We start from the raw sequence: 15,400 nt of genomic DNA on the forward strand, positions 1-15,400 counted from the left end.
CCGCTAAGTTCAGGTTTTCGATTGTGGTGCCACTGGCGATTGCTCGGCTGGAGCGGCGCACAATAGAATGAGAAGTATTCATATCAACTCATGGAACGATCCCGCCGTGTCCAGCCCGTCCTCCGCACTGGGTTTTTTCTTCAGTGATCACCATCGCTGGCTGCTCCAACATGTGCAGCGCCGCCTGCGCAACCAGGCCGACGCCGAGGACACGGCTGCAGAAACCTTCTGCCAACTGCTTGCCGCCAGGATCGATCCCGGCAGTATCGAGCAACCACGAGCCTATCTCTCGACAATCGCCCGTCGCCTGATCTACGACCGCCATCGCCGTCGCCAGCTGGAACAGGCTTATCTGGCACGCCTCGCCGCCCTGCCGGAAGAACTCGCACCCTCGCCGGAGGAGCGTCACCTGCTGATTGAAGCACTGGCGGCTATCGACCGTGCCCTCGACGGCCTGCCGTTGGTGGTCAAGCGAGCGTTTCTCTACAGCCAGCTGGATGGCCTGACCTACGTCGACATCGCCATACGCCTGAACGTTTCCGAGCGCACGGTAGGCCGCTATATGACCCAGGCCCTGCGCCAGTGCTACCTGACGCAACTGGCATCATGAGGCAGACGCGCCTCGACCCGGCCGCCGAACAGGCCATCGACTGGATGGTCAAGCTGCGCGCCGGGCGTACCAGCCAGGCGCAGCAGGCGCGGTTCGAGCAGTGGCTGCACAGCGACGCGGCTCACGCCAACGCCTGGGCCACGCTGCAGCACAGCCTTGGCCAGCCCTACGACACCCTTCGTCAATTGAACAGCCGGCTCCCCAGCGGCACGGCGCAGGAGCTGCTGCTTCAACCGAGCTCATCACGACGCAACCTATTGCGCGGCCTGGCCGCATTCGGCCTGCTTGGCGGCGCAACCTGGTTAGGCGCGCGTAGCCAGCCTGGCCAGGCGCTGCTGGCGGACTTCAGTACCGGTACTGGCGAACGCCGCCATCTACAACTGAGTGACGGCAGCGGCCTCGACCTGAACGCCTCCAGCGCCATCGACCTGCGTTTCAGCAGCCGGCAGCGTCTGTTGCTGCTGCGTCACGGCGAGCTGGTGGTGCAAGTCGCGGCGGATGCCGGCCGCCCATTCATCGTGCGCAGCGCCCAGGGCAGCGTACAGGCGCTGGGCACCCGTTTTCTGGTTCGCCAGGAGGCGGATGCAACGCGTGTGGTGGTGCTCGAACACAGCGTGCGGCTGAGCCTGGCAAATGGTACCCAACGTGTGTTGCTACATGGCCATGGCGCCCTGCTGCGTGGTGACCGTATCGATCTGCTGACCGGTGAGCAGCCCTATCAGGCGGATTGGCTGAACGGCCGCCTCAGCGTTCTCGATGCACCGCTGGGTGACGTGATCGAGGCCTTGCGCCCCTATCGACGCGGGCTGATTCGTGTCAGCCCGCAGATCCGCCAACTGCGCGTACAAGGTGTATTTCCACTCGATGACACGCAACGCAGCCTCGCGGCGCTGGCGGAAACCCTGCCGATCAGCGTCGACCATTACGGCCCCTGGCTTACCCTGCTCGGCCCAAAAAATCAGTGAGCGCGTGACGATTGGCGTTTATTCATGAAAATCGTTCGCATCGCTGTCCGGTTTTTCCGTTTCGTTACACCTATCTCCTGACAGCCAACATAATCAGGAGCGTTTTCGTGTTCAGACCCTGGCCCCTCGCCGTTGCCATCGCCTTCGCTGGCCTCCCTTGCACGGTCGCCATGGCCGATCCGGCGGCCCAGCAGCAAACTTTGCAGTTCGACCTACCAGCCTCAAGCCTGGCCAGCACCCTCAACGCCATCGCCCGGCAGAGCGGGCAGGTCATTTCTCTCGACCCCGCACTGGTCAGTGGCAAACAGGCACCTGCCGTGCGTGGCGAGTTGAGCGTCGAACAAGCGCTGCATCAGGCATTGGCGGGAAGCGGCTTGCAACTAGTGGTCACGGGAAGCGGCAGCTTCAGCGTCACGCATGAAGTGAGCGCTAGCGGCGCACTGGAGCTTTCTTCGTTGAGCATTTCCGGCAAAGCGCCGGGGTCGATCACCGAAGGCACGGGGTCCTACACCACCGGTTCGACGAGCAGTTCCACGCGGCTCAACCTGTCGCTGCAGGAAACGCCTCAATCAATCACCGTACTGACCCGTCAGCGCCTCGATGATCAACGGCTCGATAATCTGCCCGACGCGCTGAGCGCGACCACCGGAGTTATCGTCAAACCCTTCTCTGTCGGCGGCGACGGCCCACAGATCTGGGCACGCGGCTCGACGATCAGGAACTACCAGATCGATGGCGTGCCCAGCTCGTCTTCTCTGTCGAACTATGTGCAAAGCACTGCCCTGTATGACCGGGTGGAGATCGTCAAAGGCGCCACCGGCATGATGAGCGGCCTGGGCAATCCCTCCGCTACCGTCAACATGATCCGTAAACGCCCGACCTACGAACCCCAGGCCAAGATCAGCCTAGAGGCTGGCAACTGGGATCGCTATGGCTCGATGGTGGACGTAGCCGGGCCACTGACCGAGAGCGGCAACCTGCGCGGCCGCTTCGTCGCGGACTACAAGCATCAGCATGGCTGGACCGACAACTTCGAGCAGGACTACCAGACGCTTTACGGCATCGTCGAAGCAGACCTGAGCGAGTCGACATTACTCACCCTGGGCTTCAGCCAGATAAACCGAGATACCAACTCGCAAACGACCATCTACCCAGCGCTCTACAGCAATGGCCAGCCGACTGGCGCCGACGCCTCCGACAACGACTCTCCGGCGTGGGGTTATTACAACCATGAGCTGAAAAACGTTTTCGCCTCCATCGAGCATCAATTCGACTCGGGCTGGAGCGTGAAGAGCGATCTCAGCCACGCCGTATACAACCACAATGCGACAGGCGCTGGGCTAAATGGCACGTTCAGCACAGGAACAGCCAGCGGAGGTAGTGTGCTGTTTCAGCGTTACAACGGGCACAGCGAGCAAGACAGCCTGGACACCTACGTAACCGGACCCTTTTCACTATTTGGCCGCGAGCATGAGTTGATTGGCGGCATCACCCTCTCACGGCTCGACAGTTACAGCCCGAGCGAGACACGAACTTCGGGCTTGTTTACCAACCCGAATTTGGGAACCTGGACCGACGATGTGTCCAAACCGACCTACATCAAGACAGGCAAATCGAATACTACCGAGGATCAACGCAGTGCCTACCTCAGTACTCGACTGCATCTGACCGAAGACACCAAGCTGCTGATTGGCAGCCGCGTAATGGACTGGAAAACAGATCGCGAGGCCGTCACTTATGCGACAGGTGCACGGAGCAAGAGCAGCGATAGCAGAAACGGAATCTTCATCCCCTACGCTGGCGTCGTGCATGACCTGGACGAAACCTGGGCGCTCTACGCGAGCTACACCAAAATCTTCCAGCCCCACGACTACCTGACCAACCTCTACTCGAACTCGACCATCGCGCCAACGGAAGGAACGAGCTACGAAACGGGTATCAAAGCCAACTTCAATGAAGGCCGGCTCAATGCCAGTCTTTCCCTGTTCAAGACCGATCAGGAAAACCTGGCCGTCTGGAGTGGCGCTCTTTATTCCTACGTCGGGGAAACGGCAACCACCGAAGGCGTCGAACTCGAACTCAGTGGTGAATTGGCTGAAGACTGGCAGTTCAGTAGCGGCTACGCCTACAGCGTGAGTCGCAACGACGACAACCAACGCATTCTGACGCGGGCGCCGTTGCACAGCCTGAAAACCTTCACCACCTATCGACTGCCAGGCACGCTGGACAAGTTCACGGTCGGCGGTGGCTTCAACTGGGAGAGTCGAACCCACGACGGCGCACAAACAGAACAGAACAGTTATGCACTGTTCAACCTGCTGGGCCGTTACGACATCAATGAAAACCTGTCTGCGTCGGTCAACGTCAACAACCTGTTCAACAAGGAGTACTACCTGTCCATCGCCGGAAACAACGTGAGCTACGGTGCGCCGCGCAATGTCATGACGTCGTTGACGTACAGCTACTAATCGCGCTGGCCGCCATGTAATGCGTGGCGGCTATTGGCGGATGCCTCGCACACGCCAGCATGGCAGTCAGACGCAGGAGCGCCGTTGCCCATGCGGGCAGGCCACGGCGTCAAAGAAAGGCAAGATATCCAGCAGAAGAGCGCATTGACCATCGGCAGCTTACGCCGCCTCAAATCAGTGCACTTACCTATAAAGACGGATGAGTGCGGCAAAACCCGCACGGCTTTTACCAACTTTTCAAACCTCTCACCCACGCTTGGCCCAGGCATTTTCCATCCCCCTGTTCCCAAACCTTCAACGCCCTCCTACAATCGCGATCAATTCTTATCCGCACTGGCGCACGCCAAGGGAGTGTCGGTGTCCAGCGCTCAGCCCCCATCACCGTTGCAAAGCGTCGCTACTCTCTACCGTGATCACCACGGCTGGCTGCATGGCTGGTTGCGCAAGCGCCTCGGCGACCGTGAGCAGGCGGCAGATATTGCTCAGGACACCTTCTTGCGTCTGTTGCTCGGTGGCCGCCTGCCCAGCCTTGATGAAAGTCGCAGCTACCTGGCCCAGATCGCCCGCAATTTAGTGATCGACCAATGGCGCAGGCAGCGCATCGAGCGGGCCTACCTCGACAGCATCGCCCATCTGCCAGAGCCCGAATCGCCGTCGCTGGAAACCCGCGCGATGGTTATCGAGACCCTACTGCAAATCGATGCGATGCTCGACGCTATGCCGGCCAAGGTGCGCGAAGCCTTCCTGCTCTCGCAGTTCGAAGGGCTGACGTACCCACAGGTCGCCGAGCGCCTGCAGGTCAGCGTTAGCTCGGTGCAGAAGTACATGCAGCGCGCCATCTCGGCCTGCTATCAGGTGCTGTACGCCGAATGAAACGCACCAGCGATGCGCCGATCCCGCTAGCCGTCGTCGAGCAGGCCAGTCACTGGCTGATGCTGCACTGGGGCGGCGAACTGGATGTCGAGCAACGACAGCGCTTCGCTGCCTGGCAGGCCTGCGACCCCGAACACCGGCGCGCCTGGCAGCGCCTGGAGCACTTACAGGGCACCCTCGCCGGCGTTCCCGCCCACACCGCCAACGCCGTGCTGCGTGAGCTACCCGATGCACGTCGTCGCCAAGCCCTCAAGCTGCTTGGTCTGGCGCTGCTCGCGGGTGGCAGCGGGTACCTGGCCCAGTCGCAGTTACCTTGGCGCGAAGCCATGGCAGATCTGCGCAGCAGCACCGGCGAGCGCCTGCAGCGCACCCTTGCCGATGGCAGCCGGCTGGCCCTCAACAGCGGCAGTGCAGTGAATATCCGCTACAGCGCCAGCGAGCGGCGCATCCAGTTGCTGAGCGGCGAACTGCTGCTCGATAGCGGCCACGATCCGGCTAAGCGCTCGCTGATTGTCGAAACCGTCGCCGGGGAAATCCAGGCCCTGGGCACCCGCTTTGCGGTGCATGAAATCAGCGGCGGCAGCCGCGTCGATCTTTATGAAGGCGAACTGGAGCTGCGGCCCCGCTATGCCGAAACCTCGCGCCTGCGCACCGGCCAGCAACGCTGGTTCTCCGCCGAGCGCAACGCCTCAGTCGGCCTGGCCGACCGCAATGCTATCGCCTGGAACGAAGGTCGCTTGATTGCCGAGCGTATGCCGCTGGGCCGCTTTATCGCCGAACTGTCGCGTCACCGCCCCGGCATACTGCGGTGCGATCCGGACGTCGCTGAACTACCACTGACTGGCGTATTCCCATTAGCCGACACCGACCGCGTACTCGCCGCGTTGCAGCAATCACTACCTGTGGAAATACAGCGCGTCACCCGCTACTGGGTGACCGTGCGGCCGAGAGGCTGACCACTGATCGATCCTCACGCTCCGCGTGGGAATGCCACGTGTGGCGCTCCGCGCCTTAAACCATCGTCGACTGCAGAACCTGACGGACGCAGAGCATCCTGACATGAGTTCCCACGCAGAGCGTGGGAACGATCATCAGAGCAATCAGCAAATAATTTCCAGAACCCATTGTCGGTTTTGCCAGCTCGCCCGGGATACCTCTTGAACCCAACAAAGACGCATTCTTAGAGGATATCCGGAATGCCGTACCTGCCTGCATCCCCCCGTTCGACGCTGAGCCTGTCGATCACCCGTGCCCTGCTCACCGGCCTGCTGGCCACCAGCCCGCTGCTGATCGCTGCCAGCGCTCAGGCGCAATCGGCCGCCACTGAACAGACCCGCGCCTACGCCATCCCCGCGGGTGACTTGGACGGCGCGCTGAACCGCTTTGCCAGCGAGGCCGACATCCTGCTATCGGTGGATTCACGCCTGACCGCCGGCAAACGCAGCCCCGGGCTGACCGGCAGCCACTCGGTGGACGCCGGCCTGGCTAAGCTGTTGGCCGGCACTGGTCTGCGCCCGCTCAAGGCCGGCCGCAATTATGCCGTGGAACTCGCGCGTGACAGCGGCAGCTCACTGGAGCTGGGCGCGACCAGCATCAACGCCAGCGGTCTGGGTGATATCAACGAGGGCAGCGGCTCCTACACCACGGGTGCGGTGACCATCGGCAAGGGTCAGCATTCCCTGCGGGAAACGCCGCAGTCGGTTACGGTGATGACCCGCAAGATGCTCGATGACCAGAACCTCAACACCATCGAACAGGTCATGGAAAAAACCCCGGGCATCACCGTGTACGACTCGCCCATGGGCGGCAAGTACTTCTACTCCCGCGGCTTCCGCATGACCGGACAGTATCAGTACGACGGCGTACCCCTGGACATCGGCAGCAGTTATGCACAAGCCGACAGTTTCTCCAGCGACATGGCCATCTATGACCGGGTCGAAGTGCTGCGCGGTGCGGCGGGGATGATGAAAGGCGCCGGCGGCACTGCGGGCGGCGTCAACTTCGTGCGCAAGCGCGGCCAGTACACGCCCCACACTCAGTTGTCCCTGTCGGCCGGCACCTGGGACAACTATCGCGCGCAGGTCGACACGGGCGGCCCGCTCAATGAAGCCGGCACGGTTCGCGGCCGGGCCGTGGCGACCCAGCAAAGTCGCCATTACTTCTACGACGTAGCCGAGCGCAAGGACCAGGTCTATTACGGTGCGCTGGATGTCGACCTGAGCGCCGACACCACCGTCGGCGTAGGCGTCGCCTACGAGGACCTCGACGCGACGCCCTGCTGGGGCGGCCTGCCGCGCTACGCCGATGGCAACGACCTGAAACTCGGCCGCTCGACCTGCCTGAACCCGGCCTGGAACAACCAGCGCAGCAAGCGCACCACGGTATTCGGCGACCTGAGCCACCAGCTCAACGACAATTGGGCGCTCAAGGTAGCGGGTGTCTGGTCGCGCAATACCCAGGATATGGAATACGCCTTTCCCAGTGGCTCAGTGCCGGTAGGCGCCAGCAGGTCAAACACCCTGGTACTGGGCAGCATCTATGACTACGACCAGGTGGACTACGGCCTCGATGCCTATGTCGACGGCACGTTCGATGCCTTTGGCCAGCAGCACGAACTGGTGGTTGGCGCCAACACCAGCCGCTCCCACAAGGACGACTTCTTCGCCGTGGCGGCCCTGCCGCAACGGCAGAACGTGCTCGATCCTGACCATCATCTACCGCAACCGGACGAGAGCTACTACCTGGCCAATGCCTCGCGCGGCGGCCCGCTGGACATCCGCATCAAGCAGTACGGCGTCTACTCCACCGCTCGCCTGAAACTGGCCGAGCCGCTGACAGTCGTAATCGGCAGCCGCGTCAGCTGGTACAAATCCGAAACCGACTCAGTCGCCTACTTTCGCGGCGTCGGCACCCCAGCCAATTCCGAGACCACCGAAACCGGGCAAGTCACGCCATTCGCCGGCCTGCTGCTCGACCTCAACGACAACCTGACGGCCTACGCCAGCTACACCGATATCTTCACGCCCCAGGGCAACCTCAAGACCCTCGATGGCAGCACCCTGAAACCGCTGATCGGCAAGAGCTATGAGCTGGGCATCAAGGGCGAATGGTTTGCAGGGCGCCTGAACAGCGCCTTCAACCTGTTCCGCACCATTCAGGAAGACGCGGCGCAGACCGACCCGAACTGTGCCGACGGCAGTTGTTCGCAAAACTCCGGCAAGGTGCGCGCCCAAGGCTTCGAAGCGGAAATCAGCGGTGAAGTCATCGACCGCCTGCAACTGCTGGCCGGCTATACCTACACCCAGACCAAGGTGCTGGAGGATGCTGACCCGAACCAGAATGGCGTGTCGTACAACTCCTACGTGCCGCGGCATCTGCTGCGCGTGTGGGGTGATTACAGCCTCAGCGGCCCATTGGAGCGTTTTACCGTGGGCGCCGGCTTCAACGCCCAGAGCGACAACTACCGCACCTCGCCGATCAGCGGCAACGATATCTCCCAGGCAGGCTACACCGTGTGGAACGGCCGCATCGGCTACCGCGTCGATGACACTTGGTCGCTGGCACTCAACGGCAACAACCTGTTCGACAAGCGCTATTACACCACCGTGGGCACCGAAGGTTTCGGCAACTTCTACGGTGAGCCGCGCAACTTCATGCTGTCGGTCAAGGCGGACTTTTAAACTGGCTTCGGCAGCCCGACACGCAGAGCTGCCCGCCACCTTCGCAGGAGGCTCGATTCTCTGATTCGCCACTTGGGAACTGTCTGCTGATGCCAGTAGAATCCGCACTCCTTTTTTTGGGCTCTGACCATGCACCCAGCCGACTCCACTCCCAAGGCCGCTGCGAGTAACAGCGAATTGATCTACGGCCTCGAAGACCGCCCGCGGCCGCTGGTGGCGATTCTCGCTGCGCTGCAGCATTTGCTGGCGATCATCGTGCCGATCGTCACGCCTGGCCTGTTGATCTGCCAGGCCCTGGGCGTGTCGGCCCGTGACACCAACTTGATCGTTTCCATGAGCCTGGTGATCTCCGGTATCGCCACCTACGTGCAATGCCGTCGCTTCGGCCCGCTGGGTGCAGGGCTGCTGGTGGTGCAGGGCACCAGCTTCAACTTCGTCGGCCCACTGATTGCCGGCGGCGCGCTGATGGTCAAGCAGGGGACGCCGGTCGAAGCGGTGATGGCGGCGATCTTCGGCGTGGTGATCGCCGGCTCGTTCATCGAAATCGGCATTTCGCGCATCCTGCCGTTCGTGAAGAAGCTGATCACCCCACTGGTGACCGGTATCGTGGTGCTGATGATCGGCCTGACGCTGATCAAGGTCGGCCTGATCAGCATGGGCGGTGGTTACGGTGCCATGGCCAACGGCACCTTCGCCAACGGCGAGAACCTGCTGTTGTCCGGCGTGGTGCTGGCGGTGATCGTGGTGCTCAACCGCATTCCCGTGGTGTGGATGCGCAGCTGCGCGATCGTCATTGCCCTGCTGGTCGGCTACGCGTTGGCCGGCTACCTGGGCCGCCTGGATTTCACCGGCATGCATCAGGCCGAGCTGTTCCAGGTACCAACGCCGCTGCACTTCGGCCTCGGTTTTTCCTGGAGCCTGTTCATCCCGATGCTAGTGATTTACCTGGTCACCTCACTCGAAGCCATCGGTGACGTGACCGCCACCAGCAAGGTGTCCAAGCAGCCCGTCGAAGGCCCGCTGTGGATGCAACGGATCAAGGGCGGCGTGCTGGTCAACGGCGTCAATTCGCTGCTGGCCGGTGTGTTCAATACCTTCCCAAGCTCGGTCTTCGCCCAGAACAATGGGGTGATCCAACTGACCGGTATCGCCAGCCGCCATATCGGTGTGTGGATCGCCCTGATGCTGGTAGTTCTCGGCCTGTTCCCGGCGGTTGCCGGCGTGATCCAGGCCGTTCCCGAGCCGGTGCTTGGCGGAGCAGCCATGGTGATGTTCGGCGCCGTCGCGGCCTCGGGCATCAACATCCTGGCGGGCATCGATCTGGATCGCCGCGCCCTGCTGATCATCGCTGTGTCTCTGGCCCTCGGCCTCGGCGTGTCGCAGGTACCGGAATTCCTCGCCCACATGCCGGAGGCACTGCGCAACGTACTGGAATCCGGCGTGGCTACCGGTGGTATTTGTGCGCTGGTGCTGAATTGGTTCCTGCCGGACAGCCCGGCCAAGGGCGAGCAAGCCTGACGCCAATCCGATGATCGTGACCGGGGGGAGCGTCGCCCCCGGCGCGAACTACTTACAGCAGCCTGGTATCGGTGTTGTCTGCACCATTCGCCGCGGGGTCGCGGGTCCTACAAAAGCGGGTAGACCTGCAGACGCGTAGGAGCCCGACCTCAGGGCGCGGTACAACTCCAGGCACGAATCAAAAGGGCCGCATAAGCGGCCCTTTTCATATGTGGCAGATGGCTCAGAAGTCGTAGCGCGTGGTCAGCATGACGTTACGCGGCTCGCCCCAGGAGTAAACGCTGTAGAAGTCCATGATGGTCAGGTACTTCTTGTCCAGCAGGTTGTTGACGTTGAGGGTCGCCGAGAGGTTGTCGGTAACCTGATACTTGGCCATCGCATCGACTAACCAGTAGGCGCTCTGGCCAAAGTCTTCGCTGCCACCGAGCGGCGTATTCGCAACGGAGCCCCAGCTTCTGCTCTGCCAGCGCGCACCACCGCCGATGGTCAGCGGCTCGAACTGCCCCTTGAGCTTGTAGGTGGTGTAGAAGCTGAACTGGTCTTCCGGCTCGACGGTGGATAGCTTGTCGCCATCCTGCCTGGCGATCTTGTGCGTGTAGCCGAGCTGGGCCTGCCAACCGGGCATCAGCTCACCGGAAAGCTCTGCTTCATAGCCCTTGGTGATTACGCCATCTGCCGCCTTGTAAGCGACTTCGTTGGAGTTCTGCACGTTGCCAACCTGAACGCCGAAATTGTCCTGGTGGACCTCAAAGTAGGCGAGGCTGGTATTGAGGCGGCCGTCGTAAAACTCCCCCTTGATACCCAGCTCGTAGTTATCACCCTCGAGCGGATCAAGCGCCGAACCGGTAACGGTACGGATCGATTGCGGTTTGAAAATACTGGTGTAACTGCCATAAACGGAGAAGTTGTCGTTCAGGTCGTAGATCAGCCCGGCATAGGGAACCACCACGCCAGTCTCGGTCTGGGTTTGATGCGTGACAGGCGGGTTGTAGATACTTCTACCTTTGTTGACGCTTCGGTAGTTGGCGAAGCGAGCGCCCAGTATCAATTTCAGGTCATCACGCAAATTGAAGCGTGAGGCCGTGTAAAGGCCATTCTCCCAGGTCACCCGGTCGTCTTCACCGGTGTACTCCCAAGCCGGCTCGGGGATATCGCCACGCCATTCGTAGAAGTTGCCCACGGAGCCGGTGTAATCCGCCGGAGCGCCTTTGCCATCATTTTCCCAGTGGCTGCGCTTCACGCTTCCTCCAACCACCAATTCATGCTCACGCCCGAACAGCTGGAAAGGGCCGCTGCCGTATACATCCACGGCATCGCTGGTGGTTTTACCCACGTACTTGCCCAACCACAGGCCAACCCCAGCGCCGGTAACCGGATCCGGGTTACCGGCGGCGGCGGCACCTAGCGCAGCGTCATAACCATTGATCTGGTGATTGAGCTGCATCTTGCCCACCCAACCGTTGTCGAACTGGCGCTCCAGGGTCGCGAAAACCGTGCGGGTGTATTGATCCCAATGGCTCCAGTCAGCGGCATTGCTGAACGAGCGCGAGACCTTACTAAAATCGCCATCACCGTTGAAGATCGGGTTACCACCCCAGGTCGACCCCTCGGGGTTGCTGTCCTGATAATCCGCCCCTACCGACAGCAGAGTGCTCTCGTCTAGGTCGAACTCGAGGATTCCATAGAAGACCTGGGTTTCGCGCTCGTAGCGATCCTGGGCCGAATGCTTGTTCTGATAGGCAGCGACCGCACGACCACGCACATTACCGGTTTCGGTGAGTGGGCCCGCGACGTCCAGCTCGCTGCGGTAGGTATCCCATGAGCCGGTACCCAAAGTGACGTGGCCGCTGAATTCGTGCGTCGGCTTCTTGCGGATCAGGTTGATGGTCGCACCCGGATCACCACTACCGGTCAGTAGGCCAGTCGCACCTTTCAATACTTCGATGCGGTCATAGATCGCCATGTCACTGAGCGTGTTGCCCGACGAGTACCCTGCGTCGCGCGTCATCGGAATGCCGTCGTACTGGAAGTTATTGATCGCGAAACCACGGGAGTAGTACTCGTTACGCTCGGTGTCGTACGTAACGATGCTGACCCCCGGCGTATGCCTCATGACATCGTCGATACTGTTCAGCGCGAAATCGTCCATGTGCTTGCGGGTGATCACGCTGATCGACTGTGGCGTTTCGCGCGGCGTTAACACCAAACGAGTCGCGGTGGCGATGGAGCCTGGGGTATAGGATTGTGACTCCTCGGTGATGGTACCGAGCTGGTTGCTGGTAACCGAGGTGGCGCCCAGCTCCAGGGCTCCGTTCTGAGATTCCAGTACCACTGCATTCGCACTATCGCTCTGCGCCGCCTGCTGCGCGTGGGCCATCAGCGGCATCGCGATGCTGGCCAGGGTGACGGCAACAGCTAGCAGGTTGGGGGCACCGGGAACCGGACGCCGGGCACAGCCAAAGGCCGCCCTGGTAGAGGCATTCATGGGAGTCTCCTGTTGTTTTTGAGTTAAGTGATACGCAGAGCGATTAACGATATCACTTCTCATTATCTCCTTAAATCTTATTACCGGCTGTTGCAGTCATTGTGTGAGCTACCGCAACCCATCGCAGCAGACACTCAGCGCCAGGAAATGGAGGACGAAGGGAGTCGAGCTGCACGATAAATGGCAGCTGTACGAGGGGAGAATTAACGGTTAACGGTTAACGGGATAAGCAGGTGCGATGCCGATAGCAGGTGAGCAGCGCGTCGCTTCTCAACTCACGCCCATATAGCGACCGGCGCGGTGGTTGATCGCCAGCACCATGTTCAGCGCCACGGCACCGAGCACCGACAGCGCGACCTTTTCCGGGGCGACAACGAAGATCGAGGCCAGCACGATGGCAGCGTCCACGCCCATCTGTACGGCGCCGGCACGCCACCCGAAGCGCTCCTGCAGATACAGCGCAAGGATGTTCACGCCACCGAGGCTGGCGCGGTGACGGAACAGCATCAGCAGGCCAAGGCCCATGGCGAAACCACCGAACAGCGCCGCATACAGTTCATTGAGCGCCGCGAAAGTAACCCAATGTGGCGTCAGCTCGGCGAGCAGTGAAACCAGGCCGACCGCGCACACCGTGCGCAGGGTGAAGGCCCAACCCATGCGCCAGAGTGCTAACGCATAGAACGGCAGATTAAGCAGGAAGAACACCATGCCGAATGGCCAGCCGACCAGGTACTTGAGCAGGAAAGCCAGGCCCACCGTGCCGCCGGTCAGCAACCCGGCGTGGCTGTATAAGGTGATGCCCAAGGCCACCATCGCTGTACCCAGCACGAGCGCCAGCGCGTCCTCCCAAAGCGGGTGACGAATGAAAAAGTCGGCAATCGTCTCTCGCTCACCGGAGCCAGGGGTGTCGTTCATGGCGTAACTGTCTCGCTGGGCGCACACGGAAAAACGCCACCGGATCAAGGTGGCGAATCAGAATGTATAAGGGGGCGGACTAGAGGCGAGCCCAGGTCTCGAAACTGTGCGCGGGCGCCGCCTCGGTGGCGGGCTGGTCGTCACGCTCCACACGCTGCCATTGTGCTTCATCGAAGGCTGGAAACCAGGCGTCGCCCTCAGGCTGCAAAGCCACGCGGGTGAGGTACAGGCGGTCGGCAATCGGCAGCGCCTGTTCGTACAGCTGGGCGCCGCCGATCAGCATCACTTCGTCTACGCCTTGCTCGCGGGCCCAGGCTTCGGCGCGCTCGTGGGCGGCTTCAACCGTCGCGAAGACCTCAGCGCCGTCCAGCTGCAAGCCAGCCTGACGGCTGACCACCAGATTGAGCCGGCCAGGCAGCGGGCGGCCGAGGGAATCCCAGGTCTTGCGACCCATGATGATCGGCTTGCCAAGGGTCTTGGCCTTGAAGTGCTTGAGGTCCGCCGGCAGGTGCCAGGGCAGTTGGTTATCGCGGCCAATCACTCGGTTTTCCGCGAGGGCGGCGATCAGACAGAGGGGGAGTCGTGTGGTCATGGCGGCGAGCATAGCAGAGCGCCCCATCGGCCCGCATGACTTGCCGCACTGTCATCGTCACGCCATCTTTGTCGGTGCAGGCTGTTGCAAACGACCAATCAACGTCGCTCAGGAGAGATGCCCAATGCCGCTACGCCAGCCCCGTCTGTTAGTGCTCAGCGCCCTGCTGGCCCTGCCCTTCACGGCCAGTGCCGATCCATCAGCAATGCCCGCCGCCCAGCGCGCCGATGCCGGTAAACCGCTGATTATCGCCCACCGTGGCGCCAGCGGTTACCTGCCGGAGCATACCCTCGCGGCCTACGCGATCGCCGTGCTGCAGGGCGCCGACTATGTTGAACCGGACCTGGTGATGAGCAAGGACGGGCAGCTGTTTGCGCGCCACGACAATGAACTCGGCCTGACCACCGACGTGGCCAGGCACCCGGAATTCGCTGATCGCAAGCGCAAGCAGCGGATCGATGGTGTCGAGCTCGACGGCTGGTTCAGCGAGGACTTCACCGCCGCCGAACTCAAGCGTCTGCGCGCCATCGAGCGCATTCCCGATATCCGTCCGGGCAACACCCGCCTCGACGGCCAGTTCGAGATTCCCACCCTGCAGGAAATCATCGACCTGGTGAAAGCCCTGCAGGTCAGCCAGGGTCGCGAGATTGGCTTGTACATCGAGACCAAGCACCCGCAGCACTTCCAGGACCTGGGCTTGGCCATGGAAAAACCGCTGGTCGAGGCGCTCGCACGCAGCGGCTACCGCGACGCAACGGCGCCGGTTTACATCCAGTCGTTCGAAGTCAGCAACTTGAAAGCGCTGCGCCAGTTGAGTTCGCTGCGTCTGGTGCAGCTGTACGGCAAGGGCCAGCCCCATGATCAGGTGGTGCAAGGTAATCCGCTCACCTATGCGCAGATGGCCACGCCCGCCGGGCTGCGCGCTGTCGCGCAGTACGCGGTCGGTGTCGGGCCGGACAAAGGCTACGTGATCCCGCGGCAGGCGGACGGTAGCCTGGGCCAACCGACACGTTTCGTGGCCGATGCCCACGCCGCAGGCCTGCTGGTGCACCCGTACACCTTCCGCGCCGAGAACTCGTTCCTGCCGACCGAGCTGAAACGCGGCGACAGCCCGGCGACGCGCGGCGATATCGACGCCGAGGTTCGCGCCTTCCTGGCGACCGGTATCGACGGCCTGTTCATCGACCAGCCGGATATCGCCGTGCGTCTGCGCGCGGAAGCCCGACGGTAACTGCGAGCTTTTGTCATTCACCTTGCAACGGTATGCTCCCGGAGACTGCTACCCACCGGGAGA

At 61.8% G+C, this 15,400-nt stretch carries 11 protein-coding genes; 8 read left to right on the top strand and 3 right to left on the bottom strand.

The window, feature by feature from the left end:
- The first annotated feature begins 67 nt into the window (after positions 1–67).
- The 7 genes from BLS60_RS09775 to BLS60_RS09805 all read left to right on the top strand — a co-directional run bounded on the left by BLS60_RS09775 (position 68) and on the right by BLS60_RS09805 (position 10,114).
- On the top strand, positions 68–610 hold the full coding sequence (locus BLS60_RS09775) for a sigma-70 family RNA polymerase sigma factor (protein ID WP_092367335.1): 543 nt from the start codon (positions 68–70) through the stop codon (positions 608–610).
- Positions 607–1,575 carry a FecR family protein gene (locus BLS60_RS09780; RefSeq protein ID WP_092367339.1) on the top strand — a complete coding sequence of 323 codons (969 nt, stop codon included), beginning with the start codon at positions 607–609 and terminating at the stop codon, positions 1,573–1,575. Before BLS60_RS09775 ends, BLS60_RS09780 begins: the two co-directional genes overlap by 4 nt.
- Positions 1,576–1,682: 107 nt before the next feature.
- Positions 1,683–4,043, top strand: a complete 2,361-nt coding sequence (locus BLS60_RS09785) for a TonB-dependent siderophore receptor (protein ID WP_244153390.1) — start codon at positions 1,683–1,685, stop codon at positions 4,041–4,043.
- Positions 4,044–4,400: 357 nt separating this feature from the next.
- Positions 4,401–4,916, top strand: a complete 516-nt coding sequence (locus tag BLS60_RS09790) for a sigma-70 family RNA polymerase sigma factor (protein ID WP_092367342.1) — start codon at positions 4,401–4,403, stop codon at positions 4,914–4,916.
- Positions 4,913–5,872, top strand: coding sequence for a FecR domain-containing protein (locus BLS60_RS09795; protein ID WP_092367345.1), 960 nt, complete (start codon positions 4,913–4,915; stop codon positions 5,870–5,872). The genes BLS60_RS09790 and BLS60_RS09795 overlap by 4 nt, the downstream gene beginning before the upstream one ends.
- A gap of 240 nt (positions 5,873–6,112) precedes the next feature.
- Entirely contained in the window at positions 6,113–8,596 is a 2,484-nt protein-coding gene (locus BLS60_RS09800; RefSeq protein ID WP_092367348.1) for a TonB-dependent siderophore receptor, read from the top strand.
- Between the two features lie 129 nt (positions 8,597–8,725).
- Positions 8,726–10,114 carry a uracil-xanthine permease family protein gene (locus BLS60_RS09805; RefSeq protein WP_070880403.1) on the top strand — a complete coding sequence of 463 codons (1,389 nt, stop codon included), beginning with the start codon at positions 8,726–8,728 and terminating at the stop codon, positions 10,112–10,114.
- A gap of 223 nt (positions 10,115–10,337) precedes the next feature.
- Here BLS60_RS09805 and BLS60_RS09810 read toward each other — a convergent pair whose 3' ends face one another.
- From BLS60_RS09810 to BLS60_RS09820, 3 genes are all read right to left on the bottom strand, one after another.
- The gene (locus BLS60_RS09810) at positions 10,338–12,599 is read right to left on the bottom strand and encodes a TonB-dependent siderophore receptor (RefSeq protein WP_276325647.1); all 2,262 of its coding nucleotides are present in this window, start codon (positions 12,597–12,599) and stop codon (positions 10,338–10,340) included.
- 270 nt (positions 12,600–12,869) lie between these two features.
- A complete protein-coding gene (locus BLS60_RS09815) occupies positions 12,870–13,514 on the bottom strand; it encodes a YitT family protein (RefSeq protein ID WP_070880404.1) in 645 nt (214 codons plus the stop codon).
- Positions 13,515–13,593: 79 nt separating this feature from the next.
- Entirely contained in the window at positions 13,594–14,118 is a 525-nt protein-coding gene (locus tag BLS60_RS09820) for a dihydrofolate reductase (protein WP_092367351.1), read from the bottom strand.
- A 112-nt stretch (positions 14,119–14,230) separates the two neighbouring features.
- Here BLS60_RS09820 and BLS60_RS09825 point away from each other — a divergent pair, with 112 nt between their 5' ends.
- A complete protein-coding gene (locus BLS60_RS09825; protein WP_092367354.1) occupies positions 14,231–15,337 on the top strand; it encodes a glycerophosphodiester phosphodiesterase in 1,107 nt (368 codons plus the stop codon).
- Positions 15,338–15,400: the final 63 nt, after the last annotated feature.

The sequence above is a fragment of the Phytopseudomonas seleniipraecipitans genome (assembly GCF_900102335.1).
Classification (GTDB): Bacteria; Pseudomonadota; Gammaproteobacteria; order Pseudomonadales; family Pseudomonadaceae; genus Aquipseudomonas; species Aquipseudomonas seleniipraecipitans.

Bases quoted from the DNA above. Each gene is read 5' to 3' on its own strand.
- BLS60_RS09800 (WP_092367348.1), top strand. From the start codon at position 6,113: ATGCCGTACCTGCCTGCATCCCCCCGTTCGACGCTGAGCCTGTCGATC.
- BLS60_RS09775 (WP_092367335.1), top strand. From the start codon at position 68: ATGAGAAGTATTCATATCAACTCATGGAACGATCCCGCCGTGTCCAGC.
- BLS60_RS09815 (WP_070880404.1), bottom strand. From the start codon at position 13,514: ATGAACGACACCCCTGGCTCCGGTGAGCGAGAGACGATTGCCGACTTT.
- BLS60_RS09820 (WP_092367351.1), bottom strand. From the start codon at position 14,118: ATGCTCGCCGCCATGACCACACGACTCCCCCTCTGTCTGATCGCCGCC.
- BLS60_RS09810 (WP_276325647.1), bottom strand. From the start codon at position 12,599: ATGAATGCCTCTACCAGGGCGGCCTTTGGCTGTGCCCGGCGTCCGGTT.
- BLS60_RS09795 (WP_092367345.1), top strand. From the start codon at position 4,913: ATGAAACGCACCAGCGATGCGCCGATCCCGCTAGCCGTCGTCGAGCAG.
- BLS60_RS09805 (WP_070880403.1), top strand. From the start codon at position 8,726: ATGCACCCAGCCGACTCCACTCCCAAGGCCGCTGCGAGTAACAGCGAA.
- BLS60_RS09780 (WP_092367339.1), top strand. From the start codon at position 607: ATGAGGCAGACGCGCCTCGACCCGGCCGCCGAACAGGCCATCGACTGG.
- BLS60_RS09825 (WP_092367354.1), top strand. From the start codon at position 14,231: ATGCCGCTACGCCAGCCCCGTCTGTTAGTGCTCAGCGCCCTGCTGGCC.